The organism is Paenibacillus sp. JNUCC32, assembly GCF_014863545.1.
GTDB lineage: Bacteria > Bacillota > Bacilli > Paenibacillales > Paenibacillaceae > Paenibacillus_AQ > Paenibacillus_AQ lautus_A.
Genome location: NZ_CP062260.1, coordinates 3,785,663 through 3,811,165 on the forward strand (window position 1 = coordinate 3,785,663; position 25,503 = coordinate 3,811,165).

Below are 25,503 nucleotides of genomic sequence, written 5' to 3' on the forward strand. Positions count from 1 at the left end.
CCACCCTTCTTTTATTCAGAATGAACGATCACGTGAATATAAATTCAACAGTCACCCCCTTTACGAATTTTGAAAAAGCAGCTGCTTGCGCAGACTGCTTTTTCGTTTAGGTCATTTACTTCGTGGATTGAAACCATTCATTTGCTGCGGTCACCATATCGGCTCCACCTTCGGCTCTCCATTGAGCCAGGAATTGATCGTAAGCATCAATCGGCTTCGCTCCGGAAATGAATTGCAGCACATTGTCATCGAGCATGGTCGTCAATTTCAGCAGGTTTTTGGATACGGCTTCAATCGGCGGTGCCGTTGACATCGGATCCACAACGATGATGCCTTCGGCATTCTTCTGGAAGGCTTCGAAATGTGCTTGCAGAATCGGATCTTTACGTACGCGTGCCTGCCAGTAGATCGGATATTTCTCTTCGTCCACCCCTGTCAGGAAGCTGCTTGCATTACTCAATTCATCATTGAAAATCGGCAGAATCGGATAGTATTTTTCGTCTTTCACTTCATAGTGGACGCCTTCTTTACCCAGCGCGATGCCTTTGAAGGTCTCCGGCTCCATCTTCGCGTTCAGGAATTCCATGGCGGCTTCCTTGTTCTTCGAGGATTTCAGGATGGCTACATACCAAGTGGTATTCGCTTTCGCTCCGACCACGGCTTTGCCGTCCTTGCCTTTCAGATAAGGAATGATGGACGTTTTGGCATCCGGGAAGTTTTTCTCCAGTGCGGCAATCGTCGTCCCTGCGTTCCACCATGCCAGCTTATACATCGCCGCATTGCCGCCCGAGAATTTCTCGATGGACTTCTGTGCGGTATTGATCGGCGTTTCGGTGTCCAGCAGACCCTCTTTGTACAGTTTGTTCATAAAGGTGATGTATTCTTTCATCTCCGGCTGCTCGGCACGATGCACCAGTTTGCCGTCAACCTCTTTCCAATCGGTCAAAATGCCGAATGTCGTTGCGATGTCGCCATAAAGGGAGTCCTTGCTCATGGTGAGCGGAATGACTTTTTTCTTCTCTTTGATCGTTTTGAGCACATTGTATAGCTCATCGGCGGTCGTAGGCGTGGCCAGCCCTAATTCATCCATCCAATCCTGTCTGACCACAAGTTCCTCCCCGATGCTTACGCCGGCTCCGGTTTCAGGAATGCCGAAAATCTTGCCGTCGATCGTTGCACTGCCGAAGGATTCCTGTTTAATGGACTGCTTAATATAGTTGCCGTGGGATTCCAACAGCTCATCGATCGGCTCGAGCGCACCCGCAGAGGCCAGATTGTAGAACTGGGCCGCATTCAATTTCACCAGGTCATAGTTATCTTTGCTGGACACGAGCAGGTTCAGCTTCTCATCCGCGTTCTCTGCCGGTAGCAGCTCGTATTCCACGTTGAACCCGGTTCTTTCCTGGATGTACTTGGCCACGTATTCGGTCTTCGGATCAAACAATCCATATTGCATGATCATGCGCAGCCCTGGTTTTTCAGCCGTTGTGTCTTTGTTCCCGTCGTCTTTCGGGGTGCTTGCCGGTGTGTCCGATGGCTGAGCCGCCGGCGTGTTCGTCGTGCCGCCTCCCCCGCCGCCGCAGCCGGACAGCGCCAGCGTGAATCCGAGAATCCCGGCTAGTACCGCGGATTTTTTAATCTTGATCATGGATAACCCTCCTTGTGATTGAGAAATTCAATGAATTCTGCCAGCTGAGCAATACGAAGCGCATCACCACCTTTAAGATAACCCCACAAAGTGGGGCCTTGCTCCGAAGTCCATTCAGGTACTTTGCGGAGACCCCGGAAATTATAACTTCTATAATGTTAAGAAAAACGTCTATCGATCTATCGATGTACTCTCAAAGAAGACAGACCGCGTTTAGCGGTGGTTTTTCTTGCGATACCAGGCTGCAGATCCCTCCAATGTTTATACTTTCTGATATCTTCAGAAAACCTGATGACCCTAACCTTTAACCGAACCCACCAGCACGCCTTTGACAAAATACTTTTGCAGGAACGGATACACCAGCAAAATCGGGATCGTTGCCAGCAGAATCGACGAAGCTTGTATGGACTGCGGCGTTGCGTTGATCGCGGCGTCGACATTGTCCTTCAGGAAATCCCCGCTGGACGAAACCAGCAGTTCCTTCAGGTACAGCTGCATCGGTTTGATCGCAGGATCGGTAATGTAGATCATCGCTGCAAAATAATCGTTCCAGAAAGCAACCGCAAAGAACAATCCGATCGTTGCCATGACGGGGAGCGAGAGCGGCACGATGACCGAAACCAAAATGCGGATGTTCCCCGCGCCGTCCAGTTTGGCGGATTCCTCCAGCTCATCCGGAAGACCCTCGAAATAGTTTTTGATGATCAGCATGTTGTACACGTTCACCATCGCCGGCAGGAATAACACCGGGAAGGAGTTCACCAGATTCAAATTCTGCATGAGCAGGTAAGTCGGAATCAGTCCGCCGCTGAAGAGCATCGTGAATACGAAGATCAACAGAAGGCCTTTCCGTCCGCGAAGCCGGTATTTGGACAACGGATAAGCCGTCAGCGTGGTCAAAAACAAGCTGCAAGCCGTTCCGATGATCGTCAGAAAGATGGACACCTTGAGCGAATTCAAGAACATGGAATCCTGCAGCACGTACTTGTACGTTTCGAATTGAACCCCGACCGGGAGCAGTCCAACCTGACCCGATATGACGGCTCCCTCGCTGCTCAGGGATTTCGCAATCAGGTTCATGAAAGGCAGCAGGGTCGTTAAACCCATCACGATGAAGAACGTATAATTAAATACCGAGAAGCATTTTTCCGAGAACGACGTTTTGATGACACCTCGGGTGGTGTTTGTTCCTTCCAAAGCTTTTTTGTGATCCATTTATGCCACCCTTTCTTTACCAGATCCCGCGCTGTAAGTATTTTCTGCTCATGGCATTGCCGACAATGACCAACGTGAACGATATCACCGCTTCGAACAAGCCAACCGCGGTCGAGAAGCTGTAGTCCTGGTTCCCTAAGCCTTGCCGGTAAACATAGGTACCAATGACATCCGACACCTGGTACACCACCGGGTTGTACATGACCAGAATCTGCTCGGTTCCCGCTTCCAGCACATTCCCCAGCCGCAGGATAAACATCAGGACAATGATTGGTGCAATCCCCGGCAGCGTGATATGCCACAGTTGCTTCCAGCGTCCGGCACCGTCAATCTTCGCCGCTTCATACAGCATCGGATCGATCATTGTAAACGCTGCCAAATATACGATGGTGCTCCAGCCCGTTTCCTTCCAACCCGCCGACGTGATCAGCACGCTCCGGAACACGCTGTTATCCAGGAAGAACGCAATCTGCTCCATGCCCAGAGACACCAGCAATTTGTTGACGATTCCTCCATTCGTCGACAGCAAATCGATAAACAATCCGCCAACGATGACCCAGGACAGGAAATGCGGAAGATAGATGACGGTTTGCACCGTGCGTTTAAATACCATATGCCTCAGCTCATTGAGCATCAGTGCGATAATGATAGGGAGCGGAAACAAGATCACGATTTTCAGGAAGCTGATGATGACCGTATTTTTGAATACCTGAGCAAAATCCGGCGACGTGAACAGCTTCTCGAAATGCTTCCATCCTACCCACGGGCTGTCGGCAAATCCGGTGAAGATGTTGAAATCCTTAAATGCGATCGTGATCCCGTACATCGGCGTGTACTTGAACAGTAAAATGAACAAAATGCCCGGCACGAGCAGCAAATAAAGATCCCACTCTTTCCATATGTCGGACCCTAAACGCCCCCAATACCCTCGTTTTGGCTTCATCTCTCTATGCGGTGCGGGCGATGGTTCTAACGTGGGTTTCATCGACTCGTCTCCCCCTTTCTATTGATTCAATCTCCTTGGTTACTACAAATTGTAATTCCCTGCGCAGGGACTGAGTAGGCGAGGATCATTACTATTTATGGTAATATGATGTTGTGTTGGGGCACGGACGTCAGAAATTATGCCATGGGGCTGCGGTGGGTGTTTCATGGGATGTTAACTTGTGATGATCGGCGAACCGTTGGCAACGAAATTCATAACTGGATTTCAAAGCATACGCTGCTAAAAAAAGAGGGTTGTTCATCACTCCGCATGCGGATTGTTCTTCCGATCCCTGTTACCCCCGGATTTCATCCGAATGGATAGACAATGTGGAAATCCGGGGATAAAGGGGACCGCTGCCGCTTCTCCAGAACAATTCCGCATGCTCCGTTGAAGCTGATTCAATCATGGCGTTGGCATTCGAAACACGGCAATGCCGTGCTTCGTCGTCAAGCGAGGCCTCCTCAGCTCTGCGTCGAGCGTGGCCTCCCTAGCCTCAACCTTTCTGCGCGGGTGATTACTTCCGCCCTGCCGATGGTTGGGGCAGGGGGTAAACGCAAACGAGCCGTTCTGGATGTATGCCCCGAACGGCTCGTTTGCTTGGTTTATGTAACTGCGCACGCTCTGCTGCGCTGCGTTTTGCCCCCTCCCCCATCCTAATAGGGGGAGGATCGGGGCCCCACGCGGATCAGCGGAGCGGACGAATCGATTCCGGAAAAGCGTTAGCGGTCGCCTTTGGAGCCGAATTTCTTCTTCTGGTCATCATCATTCCTGAAATTCGGCGACAACAGCGATTGGAGGAACGATACGGCCGCGCAGCGGGCTTCCACATCTCTCCCTTCACCCCAATCTCAAGGGAAAGACGTTCTTGTGATACAACCCACATTAACCAGCGGAGAGGGCGAATCGATTCCGGAAAAGCGTTAGCGGTCGCCTTTGGAGCCGAATTTCTTCCGCTGTCTTCATCATTCCAGGAAATTCGGCGACAACAGCGATTGGAGGAACGATACGGCCGCGCAACGGGCTTTCAGATGTGTGCAGCAGTGCCGTACGGCCTCTCCCATATCCTTATCCCTTGAACTCCCCCGGGTTCACGCCCCAATACTTCCGAAACACCTTGGTGAAGTAACTGACATCGCGGTACCCGACCAGCCGGGCGGCGTCGTATACCTTGAGACCGTCCTGCAGCAGCGACTTGGCCCGCTCCATTTTGCGTTCCAGCACATATGCGGAGAAGACGACCCCCATTTCCTGCTTGAACAGCCGACTGAGGTAGGAAGAATTCACGTAAAGCCGGTCCGCTACCGTGTGCAGCGTAATTTCCTGGTCCATCTCCTCCTCGAGCAGGTTCAGAATGTCCTTTACCACCTGATTGCTTGTCGTTTTCCGCTGTTCGCCCATAAACGTGATGATATGCTTCACCGTTCGCTCCAGGAGCGACCAGGTTTGCATTTTGGTGCTCAGCAGCTTGACGTTGTGGAAATATTCGATATCGTCGCCGACGACTCTTTTAACCGTCCAGCCCTGCTTCTGGATCATGCGGGTAAAGAAGCTGTTCATGTAAAGCACCGCCTCCTGGAATTCGTCCGAGGATTCGGACCTCGAGAAGGCTTCCTCCCATAATCCCTTCAGCGCCTCCAGCGCCTTCGTTTCATCCGCCGTTTCCAGCGCGATCTCCAGCGTCTTCTCCAGGTTCTGCTGCACGATCACGCCCTGAATATCCCGCTGAAGCTGCTCCCGGTAAGGAATCGCGAGGTCGTGTCCATACACGACGCGCTCCTGAAGCGCCCGGCAAGCCTGCGCATACAAGAGGCTCATCTCCTCGATCGTCCCGATGGATGCACAGATGCCGGCGCTGGCCGTTATCTTCAGCACCTCCCTCGTTTGGGAGAGGAGCTTGGATACGTCCGCATTCAGTCGCAGCATGGCTTCCTTGGCATCCTGGCTTTCCTCCAGGATCAGGACCATCAGGAGCATATTGCCTGAATCCGACGTGATCCAAAGATGGGACAGCAGCTCCTTGGCCAGGCACTGCATCGTAAACTGCAGCAGCTCGACATCCCCCCGCTGAAAGCGGGTCTCGCTCTCCGGCAAGGGGTCCAGATCCACCACGGCGACGGCGATGCGGTCATTCTCCTTCAATGAAATATATAATTCCCTGCCCTTGGTAAGGACGTCCTGTTTTGTATATTTGCCGCTGACCCATTGGATAAAAAAGAGATTTTGCAAATGCGGCAGATTGTCCTTCCATTTCTGCTCCAAAGCCGCCTTGCGCTGCCACTGCTCCAAGTCCTCCCGCAGCTGCTGCCTCGCGTCAAGCACCGCTTCGAGAATGTCTTCCTCGCCGGCGGGCTTCAATAAATATTTGGACACCCCGTATTCCAGCGCCAGCTGCGCAAATTCGAAGTTGTCATGTCCGCTCAGGATGATCATTTTCGTCAATCGGCTGATGTCCTGCCGGCTTCGCAGCTCGCCGAGGAGCGTCAGCCCGTCCATTTCAGGCATCTGCACATCGATCAGCATAATATCGGGTTTTTTTCGGCCAACCAGCTCAAGGGCCTCGATGCCGTTGGACGCCATGCCCACAACTTCAATCCCATGCTTGTCCCATGGGATATTGTAAGCCAGTGCGTTGCGCAGCCGAGGTTCATCTTCCACGATCATGAGATTCATTCGGTTTGTTCCCCTTTCGAGCATCTCTATATAAGTGTCTATTTCAGGTTAAATTCCTTGCAGCGATCCAGCGGGATGGAAATCGTGACGGTGGTGCCTTCCCCTGCCACGCTCTGTACCGTCAGATCCGCTTCTCTGCCATAATACAGCTTCATTCGGCCAAGCACGTTCCGAAGACCGAACAGATCCTTCACATGCTCTTCATCCTGGGAAGACGCGGGCACGCTGCGCGAGCCCATCATCTCCAGCTCATGCTGGATGTAGCGCAGCCGCTCTTCGCTGATCCCGGGCCCGTTATCCTGTACGCTGATAACCACCGTATGCCCTTTTTCAATCCGGCTGGAGATGACCAGGCTCCCTCCGGAGGATTTGCCCTCCATGCCGTGAATGATGGCATTTTCCACCAAAGGCTGAAGCAGGAGCTTGAGAATCGGAACCCCCTTGCTCTCTTCCGAAATTTGATAATCCACGGTGAAATTGTCCATGAAACGAAGCTGCTGGATTCGTAGATAGTAGTGCAGGTGGGTAATGCTCTCCTCAATCGTAAACACCTGCCTGCCCTTGTTCAGGCTCAACCGGAAAAACTTCGACAGGTTCATCACCATCTCGCTGATCTCATCCGCATCGTAGTTTTTGGCCGTCCAATAAATCGAATCGAGGGTGTTATACAGAAAATGCGGATTGATCTGGGATTGCAGGAACTTCAGCTCCGTTGTCGTCAATCGCAGCTGCTGCTCGTAATGATCCTCGATCAGATGCTTCTGCACGACAGCCATTTTGTTAAACGACTGGATGAGAAAACCGAATTCGTCCTTCCGCTTGGTGTCGACATGAATGTTCAGCTCTCCGCTGCTGAGCCGCTTCATCCCGCGCGATAATTTCAACACAGGTGAGGCAATCCCGCTGTACACCACCCATGAAATGATAATGGCCAGCAGGATGCTCAGCCCGATGATCGCAACCGTGAACAGGCGCAGCTGATCGGTTTCTTTGTACAGCTCGCTTTTCGGCTGAACCAGCTCAAGACGCCATGTGGAGTAATCCGAATCAATCGTGACGGTCATATCCTTCTCGGTAATGTCCTCCTCATACACTCTTCCGGTCTCCACCACCACTTCTCCCCTTTCGTTCAGCAGGGCGATGCGGCTGTTCTCGGACGGAAGCAGCGTCTTGATGATATTCAGCAGTTTGCTTTTATTAAAAGACACCACCAGCAGGTTCGACTGCCGTTCGCTGTTGTACAGGTCCATGGCCCGAATCAGGGAGATGCTGTCCGTATTGGTCATCTGGCCAAACGTAATGCCCTCCGCCACTGGGGCTTCCGACATGACGTAGGAAATCCCCGTTCCGTTCCGTCGCGCAGCTTCCACCAGCCATTCCTGCTGCGTCTCGCCCGTCAGCTTTTTGCCGCCGTAATGGGTAGAGATGAACATGTTGGAAGCCCGATGATACACCGTAATTTGGGATACGAACCGGTTTACCGATACGGAATTCGACAGCTGCTCCAAAATGTGCGAGAAATCAACGATCGATTGAGGGGAGAAGTTGGTGCTGTTTTTGTTAAGCAGCTCATTCATTCCAAGGTCGCCCGCAATCAGGGTCGATATCTCCTCCACGTTTTGTAGCGCCAGATCAAAATGGTTCATCGCCGACGACAGCGCCATCTCCGTCCTCCCCACCGCCTGTTCGTAGAGAATATCCCGGGACCGTTCTACGGCGAAGAGGCTGATAATGACCAGCGGCAGCAGGATCAGCAGAAAATAACCGGTCAAGCGGGTTTGAATGTTCTGCGAAAACCGATCCCGGATCCAGCGAAACAAGTCGATCACTCGGTCCCCCGCGCTCTTGGCCGCCAGCATTATTGTTTGGAGTACCATTCATTCACTTCCTTCGTGATTTCATCTCCCCCTTCTTCCTTCCAGGTCTTCACATAGTCGTCGAATGCGTCCAGCGGCTCAAGCCCCATGATGATTTTCGTGAACACATCCTCCAGATTTTTAAGCTTCGTGTTGTATTTCGTCATCCCGGGGGTAGGAACTCCGTAGAATGCATTCGGAATAATATTCTGATTGATCAGCTGCAGATTGTTGTACAGATTGAAGTCCCCGAGCGAATCAAGCCGTTCCTTGAACAGCAATTGATCCGGCACGTCGACAAGGGATTGGTAAATGCCGCGGTATAAATGCTTGTCGTGCAGCGCGAAGTCCGTAACGATCGCCCCGTCCTCCCAGCGCCAGATTTCGTTTTCGAAGCCGAGCTTCAGCGTCTTGTAGTCGCTGGCAACGAAGTCCAGAAACCGGATCACTTCGGCAGCCTTCTCCGATTCGGCCGGTATGACGTTATAACCTCGTATGATGTCCTTCCCTTCAACGCCTTTAAATCCGTCCGGTCCCGTCGGATACGGAAGCGGCATCCATTCGGCCTCGGGGTCCTTGCTCATATTGGCCGCAATCGGTCCGCGCGTATCGTACCAAGCCGCGGAGAACAGGCCGACCGTGCCGTTTTCTATTTTTTCGAACAGATTGTTTTGCAGGTTTAAAGGAAATTCCCGATCGAGCAGATTCTCCTGATACAGCTTGGCAAAAAAGGCGAGGGCTTCCTTCGTTTCCGGCAGAATGCTTCCGTTCACCAGCTGCCCGTCCCGTTCAAACCACGTATTTCGCTGCGTGCCGAAAGCGCCGAAAAACGGCGAGGACCTTCCCAGGCTCGAGGTCAAGGTTAGACCGATCGTATCCTGGACGCCATTGCCGTCAGGATCATCCAGGGTGAAGGCACGAATGACTTCGTAATATTCCTCCAGCGTTTCGGGCGGCTCTAAGCCGAGCCGATCGAGCCAATCCTTCCGGACATACATCAATTCGGCTCCAGTCACCTCATTCAAGCTCGGAACCGCATAGATTTTACCGCCGTATCGGACCCGATCCCAGACCTCTGGCGGAATTTTTTCTTTCAGGTGGGGGCCGTACTTGTCGATTAATTCATCCAGCGGCATAAATGCCTTCTGCTTGACGTAATTGTCGAACCACACCGGCTCGTACGTATGGAGCATATCCGGCAAATTGCCTGAGGACATAATGACGTCGAGCTTCTCGTTGTATACCTCGGGCGGAGGAAGATTGACTCCGATCTCGAGCCCCGTACGCTCTTCGATGTAATTCAGGTACGGATTGTCATTCTCGTCCATTCCTGCAGGGAACGTCATCCCCAGACTGGAAATGACGATGTTGATGGATGCGCCCTTGGGGAGGTTCTCCGGCGCATTCTCCTCCTCCGAAGACCCCGGGCCGTTGCACCCGGCAGCAAAGAGCATCAAAATTACGCATACGGGAAGCAATAGAACGTTACCTTTAAGCAGCCTTGACACCCCTCGATCCCCATGTTGACTAAATTCATCATTACAGGCCTTGTTCATCGGCATATGTCCTCACTCCCTCCAGCTAGTAAGCTAATATTACTATATAATGATGATGTCGTGAGTAAGATCACCTTAATAATCATTCTCCTAATCAAGCGCTGCTTCCTTCACCCCGGACAAAAAGAAAAAGCCGACCCTGGTCATTCCCGAACCAGGGTACGGCTATTCATGAAGCAAACAGCTTCTATTTCGGCTCCTCTTGGTCGCCGCCATCCTCCAGCAGCGGAACCTCTTTGCGCTGCTCTTCCGTTTGAACTTGAATCACTTCGAACGTACGGCCGCAGTGGGCGCAAAATTTGGCGTTCATGGCTGAACTGTTCCCGCACCCCCGGCATATTTTCTCATCCGTAAGGTTGGCAATCTGAAGCAGATTTTGCTCGATTTCGAAATTCAATTGATGAATCTTGGCCACGTAGCTTTGGATGCTCTCCTGATCAGGCGGCCACTTCCCTGCTTCGGTTGAAGCGAATACAACCTTGCCGATTTCCAGGAGCTGTTCGTCGATATCGCTTTTTTTGCCGTTGTTCTGCAGCTTTAAGCGATTGATCTCCACCAGCGTTTTCGCTTTGTTTCCGGCGTCCGATACACCGGCTTTAAATTTATCAAAAAAACTCAAAGCAAACTCTTCCCCTCTCTGTTCGCAAAATGGAACCCGTGTTTATTTTATTCCTTAAACGATATTCTCAGAATTTTATCATGCTCGGTATAGTTCACGCCAGCGCCCAGCCCCCGTGCGAACACCTGAATGGGAACATACGTCACGCCGTCCATCACTTTGGGAGCGACCGCAACGGTTTCCGATTTGCCATTATAGAAAACGGTTTTGCTTCCGATCGTGAGCGTGATTTTATGATTGCCTCTCTGCACGCCGATGCTGGCCGCATCGCGATTCCAGTTGACCTTAGCCCCCATGCCCTCCGCAATTTCCCGCAGCGGCACCAGGTTGATGTTGTTGTACACCAATGGCTCGCTATCAAATTTTACCGCGCTGCCGTTGACGTAAACCTTAAGGCCGGACTTAGCATAAGCCGGAGCCGCGGGCTTCGGCGCTGCAGGCTTAGCCGTGCTCTTTTGCGATGATTTCGACTTAGGCGCGGATGGGGACGACTTGCTTCCGGAAGAGCTCCCACCGCCGTTATGATAATGATACTCGCCATATGACAGACCCCAGCGTTCGCAATTGGTTCGGCAGGTATGCCCTCCGTTGGCATCCGTTCGTCCCGGATGCGCAGATACGACAGAGCCGGATACAAGCAATAAAGCAAGGGTACAGCCTATCCATTTTTTCTTCATGCCTAAATAACCCCCTGGTATAATATTCCTCTACTATTCTAGCATATTCTTATATAGCTGATTGATATATAGGGTTACATTATATAGAAGGTGAATTGTTATGAATTGTTACCAGGCCGACGTTCCTGCATTGTTTCACTTTCATCTCCCGCGTTTATTCGTTACATATAATAGATCCTTTTGTGCCACAATATTGCCAGAAAGGAATGAGAGCCCAATGAGCAAACAGAAACCTGAATTTGACGGTCAATTTCCCGGCGTGGACCCGATTCCCGAGCCCGACCGGCCGGATCAGGCCGCAACCGATAAACTCGACGATCTTGTCCTCGGCGTTTTGGAAGACAAGGATCAAGCGAAAGCCGATATCGGGCCCGATACGGAAAACTATGATAAGCTTCGCAAAAAATAGAAGAAGCATCGCTTCTATATAATGTAAAAAATTGAATCGATCTGTAAAAGTGTTCAAAAATAATTTATCGTTCTCATTTTGAGAACGATTATTTTTATGTTATGATTAACATAGAAGCTTGGGACGAAGGGGGGAGTAACCGTGAACTGTTTCTTAAAAACGGCAAGAATTGCATGGATGCTGGTGCTTGTTCTGGTTACGGCATTTGCCCTATACATTCCCGTCCAGGAGTATTACAGCAACGAAACCCAAGATGAGCGGTATGTTTACAAGCATGACCATCATCTGAAAGCGGCTGTTCTGAAACACTCTCAAATTCTCTCCAAACTTAAGGCAGCCGGCAATACCATAGCGCTGTTCTTATTGATGTCGGCCATTGTGATGCAGCAGGCTCCCAAAACACGTCTGCCCTATCGGCCGATTATTCCGCTTCGACTCCGGCTTTTAGTATTATTCCCCATTAAATACACATCGAAGTTCGTCTAGTCCTCCACACTTTTTCGCATTCCAACTGACTGCGGTTTCTTAAATTTGCCAATTTTTCTTTTCCCATGCAACAACATAAACAGCCTGTGCGGATTGACCTGTGCATCAGGGTTTATTAAAGACTGTGCAATTTCATCGTGAATGGATTGTTTTATTTGGCTGCGTGTATTTTTGATATCCGTGTGATCGGTGTGCAAAACAACTAAAAAGTGTATTTTCTTAGGAGGACTCTAATCTATGCATGTTCGCGAAACAGATTTGCCTGGAATCGGTAAGAAATTCGTAATTGATACCCGCGGTGGCGATAAACTGGTCATCATCATTCATGACGACGGCCGCCGTGAAATGTACCATTATGAATACGACGATCCGGACGAAAGCATCTCCATGATTTCCCTGGACGATGACGAGGCCCGTCAAATTGCGGCCATCGTCGGCGGTCTCACGTATAAACCGAAGGCGCTCGAAACGATCGACATGGCGCTGGATGAATTGATCATCGAGTGGTACCGCATCGAGCCCCACTATTACGGGGCAGGTAAATCGATTGGCGATCTGGGCGTACGCCAAGCCTCAGGCGCAACCATCATTGCAAGAGTTGACAAAAACAGCAAACAAATCAATCCCGGGCCTGACGTTATCATTACACCGGATTCGACGCTCGTCGTCGTGGGTGAACGTCAACAACAGCGGCTATTTAAACAAATCTTGATGAACGGACGTGGTTGATGAATGGATCATTTGGTTTTAGAAGTAGGATTGGCGATTGCCTTGATCGCCCTGGCGGGGTTGCTATCAGCTAAACTCCGGTTTTCCGTCGTCCCTTTCTATATTCTGGTGGGGATGGCGGTTGGGCCTCATGCTTTTCATTTTGGATCTTTCGATTTTCGTTTTATAGAAAGTGCTCCGCTCATCGACTTTATGGGGCGGATCGGCGTACTCTTCCTTCTGTTCTATCTCGGACTCGAGTTCTCGGTCGGCCGATTGATCAAATCGGGCAAGTCCATCGTTGTAGGTGGCAGCATCTACATTGCCATTAACTTTACGCTTGGACTGATGATCGGGATCTTTGCCGGATTTCCCTTGGCGGAGACGCTCATTGTCGCAGGCATAACGACCATCTCCTCGAGCGCTATCGTAGCCAAGGTGCTGGTCGACTTGAGAAGAACGGCGAATCCGGAGACCGAGATGATCCTCGGGATCATCATGTTTGAGGACGTATTCCTCGCTGTGTATATCTCGATTCTTTCCGGACTCGTATTGAGCGGCTCCTCGTCGCTGGGCGGCGTCCTGATATCTGCCGTAATCGCTCTTGGATTTATGCTGCTAGTCATTATTATCGGGCGTAAAGCCGTACCGCTTCTGAATAAAGCATTGAATATACGGTCTAACGAATTGTTTGCCTTGGTCGTATTCGGCGCGTTGTTCCTGCTCGCAGGATTCGCTGAAACGATTCATGTTGCCGAGGCCATCGGCGCGCTGCTCGTCGGGCTTGTTCTGGCCGAGACCGAGCATCGTGAACGCATTGAGCATTTGATATTACCATTCCGCGATTTCTTTGGAGCCATATTCTTCTTTAGCTTCGGTTTAACGATAGTACCGTCCGAGCTTGGCGGAGCTGTGTGGTTATCGCTGATCGCCGTGATCATCACGCTTCTTGGCAACTTCATTGCAGGCATGCTTGCCGGCCGCAGCGCCGGATTGTCTTCGAAAGCATCCTCCAATATCGGTCTGACGATTGTATCCCGCGGGGAGTTTTCCATCATTCTCGCCAATATGGGGAAAGCCGGCGGGCTTGCAACCTTCATTCAACCGTTCGCTGCCCTGTATGTACTGATACTCGCCATACTCGGACCGCTGCTGACCAAGGAGTCCAAGCACGTCTATAACTTCTTGAACAAAATATTTAAATTTAAAGATCATAAGGAGAAGAAACCGGTTAAACCGAAGCTAAAGGATGAAAGTGCCAGCGGATAAAGGAGGGTACATTGCCTATGGTTCAAGCCCCGGTTCGGACAACGAACGGTGCACAAGAGGCCGCAAGCAAGGCAAGTACACGAAGAAGACTGAGCATGGCTGCCATCGGAGGCCTGATCGCAGCGTTCGGTTTGGATTTATTTCTTGTTCCTAGCGGAATCATCGCGGGCGGCGTAACGGGAATCTCTGCGCTCGCTTCGCATCTGACGGGACTTCATACGGGCATGTTTTTGTTTGCATTAAATCTGCCCTTGCTTCTGCTTGCCTATCGCCGGTCGAACCGGGAAAAAGCCGTCATCGCAACCGTCGGGCTGCTGACGTTTTCCGTATGCTCGATCCTGTTCTTTCCGATCCCCGCTCTCATCGACAGCAAGATCGGGAGCGCAGGCATCGGCGGCATTTTCCTCGGTCTCGGCATCGGCATCGGCCTTCGTTACGGCGTCGTCCTGGATACGCTCCAGATGCCGAAGATCCCCCAGCAGCTATCGCAGCTGCTGACCCGGCTGAAGCTGCCCTACGTCCATATCCTGATCAATCTGTTGGTACTGACTTTGGCGGGGCTCCTCCTCGGCTGGGAACGGGCGATGTATTCCGCCATCGCGTGCCTGATGGCACTGGAGACAGGGCGCGTTACGACTTCAAGCCTTCCCCTTAAACGGGAGGTACGGATTCGAAGCATCAGCGAAGCGGAAATCCGGCACACCATGAAAGCCATCATGGGGTATGATCCCCTATCGGCACATGCCAAGGGTGAAGGCGCGAACCACGGTGACGCCGCCCATTCGCAGCAGCTGGTCTACCGGGTTCACATTCTGGAAATGCCCAGGTTCAAATCCATCGTGTTTAGCCTGGATCCGAATGCCGAAATCACCATCATCCAAAAATAAAACGGCTGTTCCACGTAAACAGGCCGGTTAAGGGTTTCCCCTAACCGGCCTGTTTTTTTAGATATCAGAAAGTATAAACTCCGAAGCTTAGGCCTTCCTGATATCGCAAGAAAAACATCCCCTAACCGCGGTCTGTCTTCTGAGAAAGTACGTCGATGACGTTTTTCTTATGAAATCCCGACTACTTGCGAAACTGCTGGATCAGAAACAGAATCAACGAACCCACCACGCTGATGACGAGGCAGGTTACGATCGGAAAATAAATTTTGACATTGGGTTTATCCACGACGATGTCGCCCGGCAGCCGGCCGACGAATCGGCCGATGACAGGCCACAGCAGCCCGATCACGATCAGAGCGCCGCCAATCCATAGTAGAGCCTTTGTTACAGGATGCACGATATGTCACCTCATTCATCAGAATACGCAGGTTTCCTTGTATCATAATGGATTTGAGGTGCCGACAGCAAGGGCAGGACCGGTCATACCGACCGAACGATCAGCCTTTCACCGCCCCCGCCGTCATCCCGTCAATGAAATATTTCTGGAAAGCCATGAACAAGATGAAAATCGGGATGATCGAGAAAAAGGAGCCGACAATCAATAAATCATAGTTGTTCCCGTAAGGAGTCAACAGCGTCTTCAACCCGATCGGAAGCGTGTACTTGCGATCATCGCTGAGCACCATGAACGGCCATAGGAAATTGTTCCAGCTGTTCATGCCGTTCAGAATCGCCATGGCTGCAAAGGACGGCTTCATCACGGGCAGGATCAGCCGAACATAGATCCCGTATTCGCTGGCCCCGTCGACCCGACCTGCCGCAATCATTTCTTTTGGAACCCCTCTTAAATACTGCCTGAAGAAGAAAATCGTGGCCGCGCTTGCGATCCCCGGCAGCACAATCGCCGAGTACGTATTCATGAGGCCCAGATTGTACGTCAGGGAGTATAGCGGAAGAAGAAGAATTTCAAAAGGAACCATCATAATCAAAAGCACGCAGATAAACAAGAAGTTCTTGCCGATGAAATCATAGGCTGCAAACCCATAGGCAACGGTTGCGCTGACCAGCAGGGTTAACGTAACCTGCACCACCGTGAGGAGCAAGGAGTTAAAAAACCACATGAAGTAGGAGTGATCGCCCGTAAACAGGTAGGCGAAATTGTCCAGGCTCATCACCGACAGATCAAATTTCAAATTCAGGCCATACCGGATCAAATCCTCGCCGGGTTTGAAGGAAGCGATGGTGACGGCATAAAAAGGCACCAGGATCAGAAAGCACAGTATGGAGAACAAGATCAAGAGGATTATTTTGACCAGCGTTTCTCTTCTCATCCTCAATCCTCCTTCTTGAACATGCCGGAGAGCTTCAGCTGCGTCAGGTTAATGATCATGGTGATTGCCAGCAGCACGATCCCTACAGCGGCGGCATAACCCAAATTGTTCTTCTCGATGCCTTGACGGTACAGGTAACCGACGATCGTGAGGCCGATATTCTTTGGAGAGTTGTTGCCGTTCCAGAGCATCATGCTTTCGATAAACATGGCAAGCCCCGCATAAATGCTGATCGTTAACACATAAATCGTGGTCGGCTTCAACAAAGGCATCGTGATTTTGGTAAACTTCTGGAAGGCCGAGGCACCGTCGATGGATGCCGCCTCGTAATATTCACCCGGAATGTTCTTGAGTCCCGATAAAAAATATAGCATATTGACCCCCGTCCACCGCCAAGTGGCGAGAGCCACCAGCGCGATAAAGCCGGTGACCTGTCCCTTCAGAAACTTCACCGGATCGATCCCGAACCACCCCAGGATGCTGTTGATCAGGGATCCTTCCATCTCGCCGAACATGAGCCGGAAGATGGTGCCTGCCACAACGACCGACGTCAGTGCAGGGAAGAAAAAAGACGACTTGAAGAACTCCCTTCCCCACATGAACTTGTTGTTGATCAGCACCGCGAACAGCATCGGAAACGGAATCAGGATCAGGAGCGTCAACACCATGTAAATCGCGCTGTTCGTGACTGCCTTCAAAAAGACGCCGTCCCCCATCAGCTTCCCGTAATTAGCCAAGCCGACCCAATCCGCTTCCTGCCCCAGCTGCGTTTTCTGAAAGCTCATGCTGAATGAGCTGCCGAGCGGAAACACCCAGAATACGAGGAATACCAGAATAAACGGCAGGACAAACACGTAAGGAGCAACCTTTTGAGAGTACAGAAATTTTTTAATCATGATTCGACTCCTTTGAATGAGAGCCGCTCACCGACGATCCATGAGCAGCTCTTCGTTTTTGTACCGTATAAGCGAACGTTATTTCAATTCCTGTTCGATTTGCTTCTGGGCGTCATTCAGGGCTTCGGTAATGTCCTTGCCGTCCTCAAAAATCTCGTTGAAGGTGGTTGTGCACAGGACGTTGTTGATGGTGGGCGATGCGGAGGTCGATTTGATTAAACGGATTTCATCCCGGATCTCATTCAGGACATCGAACGGGTTATTGACGAAATATTTCACGAACTGATTCTCGGCATTGTGCGTAACATCCTTCATATCCCAGACGTCCATATTGACCGGATCGAATCCAAGCGTGTTCCAAATTTCTTTATTGGCATCCAGGGACAGTTTGGCGAAGGCCAGAAAATCTTTTGCCAGCTGCACGTCTTTTGCCGTCTTGGTCACGACCGTGCCGGTTCCGCCGCCGCCAACCGACCGGGGCATTCCTTCTTCGATGACCGGAATCGGCGCGATGGCTATTTTTCCCGACAAATCGGACATGTAATTGGTATATCTGGACATTTGCCATAACGGCATGAAAGCCGTGGCATAATTTCCTGCATTAAACTCGCCGTAGGCCTCTTCGGTGTCAGGCTGACCGCCGGCGATGGTCGCGATGACATTGTTGTCCTGCAGATCCTTGAGCAGCGTCATGGCCTTCACCATCGGCTCCGAATTCACGATCGGATTGCCGGAATCGTCCGTCAGATCCGCGCCTTGCTGCGCGAGCAGCATGGAAGCTTGCCAAGCTGCGCTTGTATCGGCCGTCCCCATATACTTGCCGGTTTTTTCATACACCTGGATACCGGCCTGCTTGAAATCCTCCCAAGTCACGATATCCTGATAATTGACCCCGGCCTCCTCCAAAATCTCGGTATTATAGAAGGCGACGGAAGCTCCGACATGGGTCGGGATGCCGTAATTCACATCCTCCTTGCTGTAAAGGTCGATACGGGATTTCACGATGGTATCCCGGTATGGATCAATGACGTCGTTGAGCGGTTCAAGCTGCGGCGTGCCGGCAAGGAAATCCGGAAATTTCCCAAGCTCGATATCCGCAATGTCGGGGGCACCCGTCCCCGATTGAACCGCGATGGATAATTTGTTATGCATGTCGTCATAAGGCATGACCGTTACGTTCAGCTTGATCTGGCGATCGGGATTCTCCGTGTTCCATTTGCCCAGCATTTTCTCGAAGTGCTGGCCGTGCAGCTCAACAAACGTCCAATACGACAGCTCCGTAGCGCTTTCTCCCGCCCCCCCGTCCAGGACCGAGGTTTCGCCGCCGGCATTGTTCGATTTGCCGCATCCCCACAGGAAGAGCGTCATACATAACACCATGAATACAATCATCCATCTTTTCATCATCTTACTGGACCTCCCTTAATTTTCGTTCATACAAACCTACACTTCGAACATCGGTACTTCTGCTATTCCCCAGAAATAAAGCGCTTTCATATTGTGTGTAATTTGATATGAGTGTTTGGGAGACGGGGCAGCCCACATCGAGGACCGCCCCCTTGCTGTTATTAGGCTTTTTTCAAGCGGATGACGTTCCATGATGCCTTGGCAAGCCTTGCGTTAACCATACCGTTATCGAGTTTCGCGCCCCCCTGATGATGAGGCTTTACTTTTTCCTCGGATGCGGTGTTCACCGCTTTCAGATCCTCATGCTCCAGCACGATATGCTCCAGCAGCCGGTAACCTTCAAAACTGCGAACATCGCATTCGAGCTGCAAGGCTTCCTCCAGATGGCGGTTCACGGCAAAAATCGTAATTTCTTCATCCTCTTCGTTATGAACGACCGCGCTGTCCAGATAAGGAACGTCGGTAAAGTCCTTGGAATCGTATTTCGGCGAGTCGACGATCGGCAGCAGGGATACGCCCCGGCCAAATTTGGATGCATGAAGATACGGATAAAAGATCGTCTGCTTCCAAGATCGTCCGCCGTTCTCGGTCATGATCGGAGCGATCACGTTCACGAGCTGTGCCAGGCAAGCCATCTTGACCCGGTCCGCATGGCGCAGGAACGTGATCAGCATGCTGCCCACAAGAATCGCATCCTCGAAGTTGTACACATCCTCCAGCTGAGGGGGAGCGATGCTCCATGGATCAATCTGCCTGTCGGCGTCATTGGAATGATACCAGACATTCCACTCATCGAAACTCAGATACATCGTCTTTTTGCTGCGTTTCTTGGCCTTGATGTAATCGCAGGTGGATTTCACCGTATGAATAAAGTGGTCCATATCGAGCGTAAGTGCCAGGTAATTGGCGGTATCGTTATTACGGTTGCCGTAATATTGATGCAGGGATATGTAATCGACCGCCTCATACGTATGATCCAGCGTTACGGCTTCCCATTCAGGGAATGTCGGCATGCCCGTGCTCGAGCTTCCGCAGGAAACCAGCTCGATGGTCGGGTCGACGAGCCGCATGGCTTTTGCCGTCTCGAGCGCAAGCCGGCCGTACTCTTCGGACGTCTTGTGTCCGATCTGCCAAGGTCCGTCCATCTCGTTGCCGAGGCACCAGGTCTTGATCTTGTGCGGCTGTTCAAAACCATGGCGGCGGCGCAGGTCGCTCCAATACGTGCCTCCCGGATGGTTGGTGTATTCCAGCAAGTTTCTGGCGGCATCGATCCCCCGCGTCCCCAGATTCACGGCCATCATGACATCCGAGCCTACTTCCTTGGCCCAGGATATAAACTCATTCGTGCCGACATCGTTCGGCTCCAGCGTTCTCCAAGCCAGCTCCAGCCGTTTTGGCCGTTCGGCAACAGGCCCCACGCCATCTTCCCAGTTATACCCCGAAACGAAATTCCCGCCAGGATACCTGATAATCGGGACGTCCAGCTCCTTGATCAATTCCTTTACGTCATTCCGAAAACCGTCCGCATCCGCGGTTTCATGGCCGGGCTCGTAAATCCCGCCATATACTGCGCGGCCTAGGTGTTCAATGAATGAACCATAAATGCGGTTATCAACTTGCGCGATCCGAAACGACTTATCCACGATCATTCGTGCTTTCATGTTCTCAGCTGCCAAGTTCTTCACCTTCCGTTTGATATAATTGTAAAACAATTCAAATATAATTAAATGAATTCGTTTTCAAATTTAAAATATCATATGAGGGAGTCTCTGTAAATATACAAATGTAAAATGATTTATATAAATAAAAAATAAATTTTTATGATCAAAAAAAACAGTGCATTTTCTGTCGAAAATAGCCGAAATCACTTGTTTTTCGCAATCCTAATTTAATATAATCCTCAAATAAAAGCGTTTTCAGCATCGATTTTATTGTTTCACGCACAAGTTTTCTGAAGATTTTGAACGCATCTTTATTTCACACTCATATTGATTTATAATTATTTGAAATAAACGTTTGCAAACATCCCATCCTTATAAATCCCTTAATCGGAAGAAGGTTTGAAATAAGATGATCTACATTAAAGATTTAATGAGCGGACTTGATATCTTCAAAGCGCTCAGCTCCGAGATCCGCATTCAAATTTTGGAGCTGCTGGCCAAGAATCAAAGCCTGAACCTGAATGATCTCGCAAACAGGCTGAACCTCAGCAATGGCGCCATTACCATGCATATCAAGAAGCTGGAGGAAAGCGGCTTGATCGAAATCCATACCACGGGCGGGAAGCATGGCATCCAGAAGATCTGCTATCTGAATAAAGACACCTTGATGGTCGATTTGCGAAGCAAGGATATTAATAATCTGTACGAGGTGGAAATTCGGGTCGGCCATTACAGCGACTACCAAGCCATCCCGACCTGCGGACTTGCGACCAAGGACAGTATCATCGGGGATTTCGACGATCCGCGCTATTTCGCCGATCCGGAGCGCATCAATTCGGAGATTATTTGGCTGACCGAAGGTTTCCTGGAATATCGGATCCCGAATTATTTGAAATCCAACCAATCGTTCCGCGAGATCCAATTCTCCTTGGAGCTGGGGTCTGAAGCACCGGGACATTGCGATAATTACCCGTCGGATATTTTCTTTTACGTCAATGGGATCGAAATCGGCAGCTGGACAAGTCCGGGGGATTTCGGGGACAAACGCGGTACCTTCAACCCTGAATGGTGGCCACCCCACTTAAACCAATACGGCATGCTGAAGCTCATCCGAATTAATAAAGAAGGCAGCTTTATCGACGGGTGCCGCATTTCGGATGTCGGTTTGGACCAAATACAGCTCGATTACAAGAGCGAGCTTACCTTCAGGATTGCCGTTAACGAGCAGTCGGTGAATAAACGCGGCTTAACCATTTACGGCAAGCATTTCGGAAACTACAGTCAAGATCTCTTGGCCCGCGTTCTGTATGATGTGAAGGAAGGATAAGAGAACGACGCAAAAAAGGCCTCTCTATGATCATTCGATCATGTAGAGGCCTTTTTTAGCTAAACGGAATACCTTCTATAACCTTATCAGCAAGCCCATTCTTTAGGTCGGCGGACGGACATGGCCCGCTCTCTGCTGTGCTATCTGTATGAAGTCACAGGTTGTCCTGCCCCGTCAGCCTCGTTCAGTGCCCTCAGGATGGTATGACGGTCGCGCAGCTTATGCGCCTCCCGCAGGCTCTCCCCAAACAGCTCCTCATCAATGCCAAGCTCCTCCAGGCTGGAAGGACCTCCCGCTTGCCGCAGCAGCCCGGCGATCTCCTCCTTCGAAGGAACCTTCCGAAGCCACTCCCGAACCTGCTCCCCATACGTCTCCCAAAGCTTGGGCTCGGCATAAGGATACACTCGTTGATCAGCCGCAGCATGGTAAAGGCTCGATATCTCGCTGCAGGCTACCCCTACCTTGGCGCCATGAAGCAGCGCCCGGTTGCCGCGGCGCAAGTACTCCATCTCCCAGTAATGCGACAAATGATGCTCTGCCCCTGAGGCAGGATGGGACTGCCCGAACAGCAGCATCGCGATCCCGGATTCAATCAAAGCCGTCATCAGAATGCGGATGCCTTCCTCCGTGCGCTGGCCGATGGCCTCCACGTGCTGGATGCAAGATTCCAGTGCCCGCTCCGTGATTTCTGCCACTTGGCCATCATAGGGCTCGCCGGCCGTGGTCGAGGAGAATCTCCAATCCAGCAGCGACGTATATTTGCCGAGCATATCGCCAAACCCCGCCGCTATAAGCGGCTGCGGGGCTTTCGCAAGGATATCCGGGTCGGCGAATATGGCGATGGGAGCCGTTGCAGCATAGGTCTGCTTGATCCCCCGAACCACGATCGGCGCGCCGGCCGAAGTAAAGCCGTCTACCGAAGGTGCCGTAGGTACAGAGACGAACGGCTTCCCGCACCGATGAGCGACAAAGCGGGTAATGTCATGAAGGGTACCGGATCCGGCAGCGATGAGGCATCCTGTCCGCTCTGGCTCCACCTCGATAAAAAGCTGCATCAGCGAGCGTTCATCCGCCACCACATCGCCTAACTCATCAGGCTCGATCAAGCACAGCCGGGGTTCCAGACCTTCCGCTTCCAGCCGCTCCATCAGCGTTTGACCCGCAGCTTCATACGTATTCGCATCGGCCACCACGATCGGTGAATTGAGGCCCTGCCGTTTAAGGTACGCCGGCACAGCTGAAATAGCGCCGGGCTCCAGCTCCATCGTTTCAAGTCCGCGGAACGCCGGCCGGACTTCCCTCATTCGGCTCATTAAACCCTTTGCTTCGTTCAAATAATCCGTCATGCAGCTCCTCCCCTTTCATCCCATCCCATGTTGACGATCCAAGCATCTGGTCTATATTTGTCTCGAAGGACGTCCCGCCCTCTATATGCAGGGCGGGACGATCCTCTTCTGGTCTTGCGCTGCTCCGCCAGCCTATTCTGCCGTCTGCTTAATCCGCTTCAGCCTTTTCATGACGTCGTTTTCCCCGCGGCCGAAATAATCATGCAGCTTGCTGTATTCCTGATACAGCTGCTCATACACTTCCACATGCTCCGGTATCGGCTTGAAGGTCTCTTCCTTCACCCGTGCCATTTTCTCGGCCGCATCGATAATGGAATCATATCCGCCTTTCGCCTGACCCGCCGCCACTGCGGCGAACATCGCGGCACCAAGCGCCGGCGTCTGTTTGGAATCAGCCACATAGATTTCGCGATTGGTAACGTCCGCATAAATCTGCATCAGGAGACGATTCTTTTGCGGCAGTCCGCCGCATGCATAGAGAGCATCCACAGCCACGCCGTTCTCATGAAAGGCGTCCACGATTTTGCGCGTGCCGAAAGCCGTCGCCTCCAGCAGGGCGCGATAGATTTCCTGCGGCTTCGTCAACAGCGTCATCCCTAACATCAACCCGGTCAGATCCGTATCCACCAGCACCGAGCGGTTGCCGTTCCACCAATCCAGCGCTAGCAGACCACTCTGGCCCGGCTTGTATGCAGCCGCTTCCCGTTCCAGCCATTGATGCACGCCGATTCCTTCCTCGGTCGCAGCCTCCTTAACGTACGCGGGAAGCGCTTCCTCAACGTACCATTCAAAAATATCGCCCACCGCCGATTGCCCGGCTTCATAACCGTATAATCCCGGAATGATGCCGTCTTCGACGACGCCGCACATCCCTTCGACCTGCTTCTCTTCCGTGCCGAGCAGCATATGGCAGATCGAGGTTCCCATGGCCATGACCAGCTTGCCCGGTGTTACGACGCCGACCGCCGGTACCGCGGCATGCGCGTCAACGTTGCCGACGGCCACGGCAATGCCAGGCGTTAAGCCCATCATTTCCGCCATCTTCTCGGTCAAGCCGCCGGCGCTGCTCCCAAGGGGACGGACCTCTCCGCGCAGCTTCGTATCGGCCAGATCCTCCAATCTGGGATCCAGCGCTTTAAAGTAATCCTTGCTTGGATATCCGTCTTGCTTATGCCATATCGCCTTGTAACCAGCCGTACAGCTGTTGCGGACAATATGGCCGGTCATTTGGGAGATGACCCAATCCGTGGCCTCCAGGAACCGATCCGCGCGTTCATAGATGGCCGGCGCCTCGTCAAGAATCTGCCAGACTTTGGCTATCATCCATTCGGATGAGATCTTCCCGCCATAACGGGGCAAAAAAGCTTCTCCGCGCTCAGCGGCGATCGCGTTGATCTTGTCTGCTTCCGGCTGGGCCGCGTGATGCTTCCACAGCTTAACCCAGCTGTGCGGCTGATCGGCCAGCTCCGGGTGGAAGCAGAGCGGCTCGCCAAGCTCGTCAACCGGCAGCATGGTGCAAGCCGTAAAATCGATGCCGATGCCGATCACATCCGCCGGATCAATGCCGGATTGTTGGATGACGGCAGGCACCGATACCTGCAGAACCTCCAGATAATCCCCCGGATGCTGAAGCGCCCAGTCATGCTCCAGCCGCTTTCCGGAACCCGGCAGAAACTCATCAATAACATGGTGCCGATAAGGCGTTACATGATCCGCCACTTCCTGCCCGTTCGCCAGATTAACCAATACCGCACGTCCGGACTGCGTTCCGTAATCGACACCAATGGTGTATTTATTCCCCATCTCATTTCCTCCTACCGATGAAATCATGAATGATGAATATATGCGTTACTTTTGACCGTAATAAGCATTAACTCCATGCTTCCGCAAAAAATGGCGATCCAGCAGCGTCTGATCCATCGGTTCGGTTTCGGGATTGATCTGCTGCATCCGGGCAGCAATCTTGGCGCACTCCTCCAGCACCACCGCATTATGCACGGCGTTATGGGCATCCATGCCCCACACGAACGGCGCATGGGAATGCACAAGCACCCCGGGCACCATGTTCGGATCCAGATCCGCGAATCGTTCAACGATGACATTGCCCGTCTCCAGCTCGTAGGCCCCTTCGATTTCTTCCCGGGTCATGGGCCGCGTAACCGGAATCTCCCCGTAAAAATAGTCGGCATGCGTCGTTCCGTAAGCAGGCAGCGCGCGACCCGCCTGAGCCCAGCTCGTTCCCCATGGCGAGTGGGTGTGCACAATCCCGCCGATCTCCTTAAAGTTCTGATACAGCACCAGATGAGTCGGGGTGTCGGAGGAAGGGCGCAAATCCCCTTCAACGACATTCCCCTTCAAATCCAGCACGACCATGTCGTCCGCTTTTAAATCCTCGTACGGCACGCCGCTCGGCTTAATGACAAACAGTCCGCGTTCACGGTCGATGCCGCTGACGTTTCCCCATGTAAAGGTAACGAGCCCGTACTTCGGAAGCTCCAGATTCGCCTCAAGCACCTGCTGCTTCAAATCCTCCAACATGAACAACCG

At 51.8% G+C, this 25,503-nt stretch carries 22 protein-coding genes; 6 read left to right on the top strand and 16 right to left on the bottom strand.

Translation table 11 applies throughout. From position 1 onward, the window contains the following. Nucleotides 1-115 precede the first annotated feature (115 nt). The 8 genes from JNUCC32_RS17050 to JNUCC32_RS17085 all read right to left on the bottom strand — a co-directional run bounded on the left by JNUCC32_RS17050 (nucleotide 116) and on the right by JNUCC32_RS17085 (nucleotide 11,229). Nucleotides 116-1,648, bottom strand: a complete 1,533-nt coding sequence (locus JNUCC32_RS17050) for an extracellular solute-binding protein (RefSeq protein WP_096772987.1) — start codon at nucleotides 1,646-1,648, stop codon at nucleotides 116-118. Between the two features lie 297 nt (nucleotides 1,649-1,945). After that, on the bottom strand, nucleotides 1,946-2,863 hold the full coding sequence (locus JNUCC32_RS17055) for a carbohydrate ABC transporter permease (RefSeq protein ID WP_192569276.1): 918 nt from the start codon (nucleotides 2,861-2,863) through the stop codon (nucleotides 1,946-1,948). Nucleotides 2,864-2,879: 16 nt separating this feature from the next. Further along, a complete protein-coding gene (locus JNUCC32_RS17060) occupies nucleotides 2,880-3,848 on the bottom strand; it encodes an ABC transporter permease (protein ID WP_175495180.1) in 969 nt (322 codons plus the stop codon). A gap of 1,068 nt (nucleotides 3,849-4,916) precedes the next feature. After that, complete coding sequence (locus JNUCC32_RS17065; RefSeq protein WP_192569277.1) at nucleotides 4,917-6,521, bottom strand: response regulator transcription factor; 1,605 nt, start codon at nucleotides 6,519-6,521, stop codon at nucleotides 4,917-4,919. Nucleotides 6,522-6,559: 38 nt separating this feature from the next. Continuing rightward, a complete protein-coding gene (locus tag JNUCC32_RS17070; protein ID WP_192569278.1) occupies nucleotides 6,560-8,398 on the bottom strand; it encodes a sensor histidine kinase in 1,839 nt (612 codons plus the stop codon). After that, nucleotides 8,380-9,939 (bottom strand): extracellular solute-binding protein, encoded by a 1,560-nt coding sequence (locus JNUCC32_RS17075; RefSeq protein WP_192569279.1) that lies wholly within the window; start codon nucleotides 9,937-9,939, stop codon nucleotides 8,380-8,382. The genes JNUCC32_RS17070 and JNUCC32_RS17075 overlap by 19 nt, the downstream gene beginning before the upstream one ends. Nucleotides 9,940-10,120: 181 nt before the next feature. Next, on the bottom strand, nucleotides 10,121-10,552 hold the full coding sequence (locus JNUCC32_RS17080; RefSeq protein ID WP_096772981.1) for a zinc ribbon domain-containing protein: 432 nt from the start codon (nucleotides 10,550-10,552) through the stop codon (nucleotides 10,121-10,123). Nucleotides 10,553-10,599: 47 nt separating this feature from the next. Beyond that, complete coding sequence (locus JNUCC32_RS17085; RefSeq protein WP_192569280.1) at nucleotides 10,600-11,229, bottom strand: stalk domain-containing protein; 630 nt, start codon at nucleotides 11,227-11,229, stop codon at nucleotides 10,600-10,602. Between the two features lie 217 nt (nucleotides 11,230-11,446). On the opposite strand from JNUCC32_RS17085, the gene JNUCC32_RS17090 reads away from it, so the two are divergent. The 5 genes from JNUCC32_RS17090 (at nucleotide 11,447) to JNUCC32_RS17110 (ending at nucleotide 14,988) form a co-directional block, all read left to right on the top strand. Continuing rightward, entirely contained in the window at nucleotides 11,447-11,638 is a 192-nt protein-coding gene (locus JNUCC32_RS17090; protein WP_096772979.1) for a hypothetical protein, read from the top strand. Nucleotides 11,639-11,779: 141 nt separating this feature from the next. Next, a complete protein-coding gene (locus JNUCC32_RS17095; protein ID WP_015734106.1) occupies nucleotides 11,780-12,124 on the top strand; it encodes a hypothetical protein in 345 nt (114 codons plus the stop codon). Nucleotides 12,125-12,361: 237 nt separating this feature from the next. After that, the gene (locus JNUCC32_RS17100) at nucleotides 12,362-12,853 is read left to right on the top strand and encodes a cation:proton antiporter regulatory subunit (RefSeq protein WP_009591954.1); all 492 of its coding nucleotides are present in this window, start codon (nucleotides 12,362-12,364) and stop codon (nucleotides 12,851-12,853) included. Nucleotides 12,854-12,856: 3 nt separating this feature from the next. Continuing rightward, complete coding sequence (locus tag JNUCC32_RS17105) at nucleotides 12,857-14,101, top strand: cation:proton antiporter (protein WP_096772978.1); 1,245 nt, start codon at nucleotides 12,857-12,859, stop codon at nucleotides 14,099-14,101. 17 nt (nucleotides 14,102-14,118) lie between these two features. Then, nucleotides 14,119-14,988: a YitT family protein gene (locus tag JNUCC32_RS17110; RefSeq protein WP_192569281.1), complete on the top strand. Its 870-nt coding sequence runs from the start codon at nucleotides 14,119-14,121 to the stop codon at nucleotides 14,986-14,988. A gap of 181 nt (nucleotides 14,989-15,169) precedes the next feature. On the opposite strand, the gene JNUCC32_RS17115 is transcribed toward JNUCC32_RS17110, so the two are convergent. The 5 genes from JNUCC32_RS17115 to JNUCC32_RS17135 all read right to left on the bottom strand — a co-directional run bounded on the left by JNUCC32_RS17115 (nucleotide 15,170) and on the right by JNUCC32_RS17135 (nucleotide 20,283). Continuing rightward, nucleotides 15,170-15,385 (bottom strand): DUF2905 domain-containing protein, encoded by a 216-nt coding sequence (locus JNUCC32_RS17115; RefSeq protein ID WP_009591958.1) that lies wholly within the window; start codon nucleotides 15,383-15,385, stop codon nucleotides 15,170-15,172. 100 nt (nucleotides 15,386-15,485) lie between these two features. Next, nucleotides 15,486-16,319 carry a carbohydrate ABC transporter permease gene (locus JNUCC32_RS17120; protein ID WP_015734103.1) on the bottom strand — a complete coding sequence of 278 codons (834 nt, stop codon included), beginning with the start codon at nucleotides 16,317-16,319 and terminating at the stop codon, nucleotides 15,486-15,488. 2 nt (nucleotides 16,320-16,321) lie between these two features. Continuing rightward, nucleotides 16,322-17,215, bottom strand: coding sequence for a carbohydrate ABC transporter permease (locus tag JNUCC32_RS17125; RefSeq protein WP_036666213.1), 894 nt, complete (start codon nucleotides 17,213-17,215; stop codon nucleotides 16,322-16,324). A gap of 78 nt (nucleotides 17,216-17,293) precedes the next feature. Next, entirely contained in the window at nucleotides 17,294-18,622 is a 1,329-nt protein-coding gene (locus JNUCC32_RS17130; RefSeq protein ID WP_192569282.1) for an ABC transporter substrate-binding protein, read from the bottom strand. A gap of 161 nt (nucleotides 18,623-18,783) precedes the next feature. Continuing rightward, nucleotides 18,784-20,283, bottom strand: coding sequence for an arabinosylfuranosidase ArfA (locus JNUCC32_RS17135; RefSeq protein ID WP_192572686.1), 1,500 nt, complete (start codon nucleotides 20,281-20,283; stop codon nucleotides 18,784-18,786). Between the two features lie 409 nt (nucleotides 20,284-20,692). Here JNUCC32_RS17135 and JNUCC32_RS17140 point away from each other — a divergent pair, with 409 nt between their 5' ends. Then, nucleotides 20,693-21,610, top strand: a complete 918-nt coding sequence (locus tag JNUCC32_RS17140; protein ID WP_009590874.1) for an ArsR/SmtB family transcription factor — start codon at nucleotides 20,693-20,695, stop codon at nucleotides 21,608-21,610. A 140-nt stretch (nucleotides 21,611-21,750) separates the two neighbouring features. Here the strand turns inward: JNUCC32_RS17140 and JNUCC32_RS17145 are convergent, their stop codons facing one another. The 3 genes from JNUCC32_RS17145 to araD all read right to left on the bottom strand — a co-directional run bounded on the left by JNUCC32_RS17145 (nucleotide 21,751) and on the right by araD (nucleotide 25,494). After that, on the bottom strand, nucleotides 21,751-22,956 hold the full coding sequence (locus JNUCC32_RS17145) for a sn-glycerol-1-phosphate dehydrogenase (protein WP_096772975.1): 1,206 nt from the start codon (nucleotides 22,954-22,956) through the stop codon (nucleotides 21,751-21,753). Between the two features lie 132 nt (nucleotides 22,957-23,088). Then, nucleotides 23,089-24,759: a ribulokinase gene (locus tag JNUCC32_RS17150; protein ID WP_096772974.1), complete on the bottom strand. Its 1,671-nt coding sequence runs from the start codon at nucleotides 24,757-24,759 to the stop codon at nucleotides 23,089-23,091. A 45-nt stretch (nucleotides 24,760-24,804) separates the two neighbouring features. Next, nucleotides 24,805-25,494 carry an L-ribulose-5-phosphate 4-epimerase gene (gene araD / locus JNUCC32_RS17155; protein ID WP_192569283.1) on the bottom strand — a complete coding sequence of 230 codons (690 nt, stop codon included), beginning with the start codon at nucleotides 25,492-25,494 and terminating at the stop codon, nucleotides 24,805-24,807. Nucleotides 25,495-25,503 lie beyond the last annotated feature (9 nt).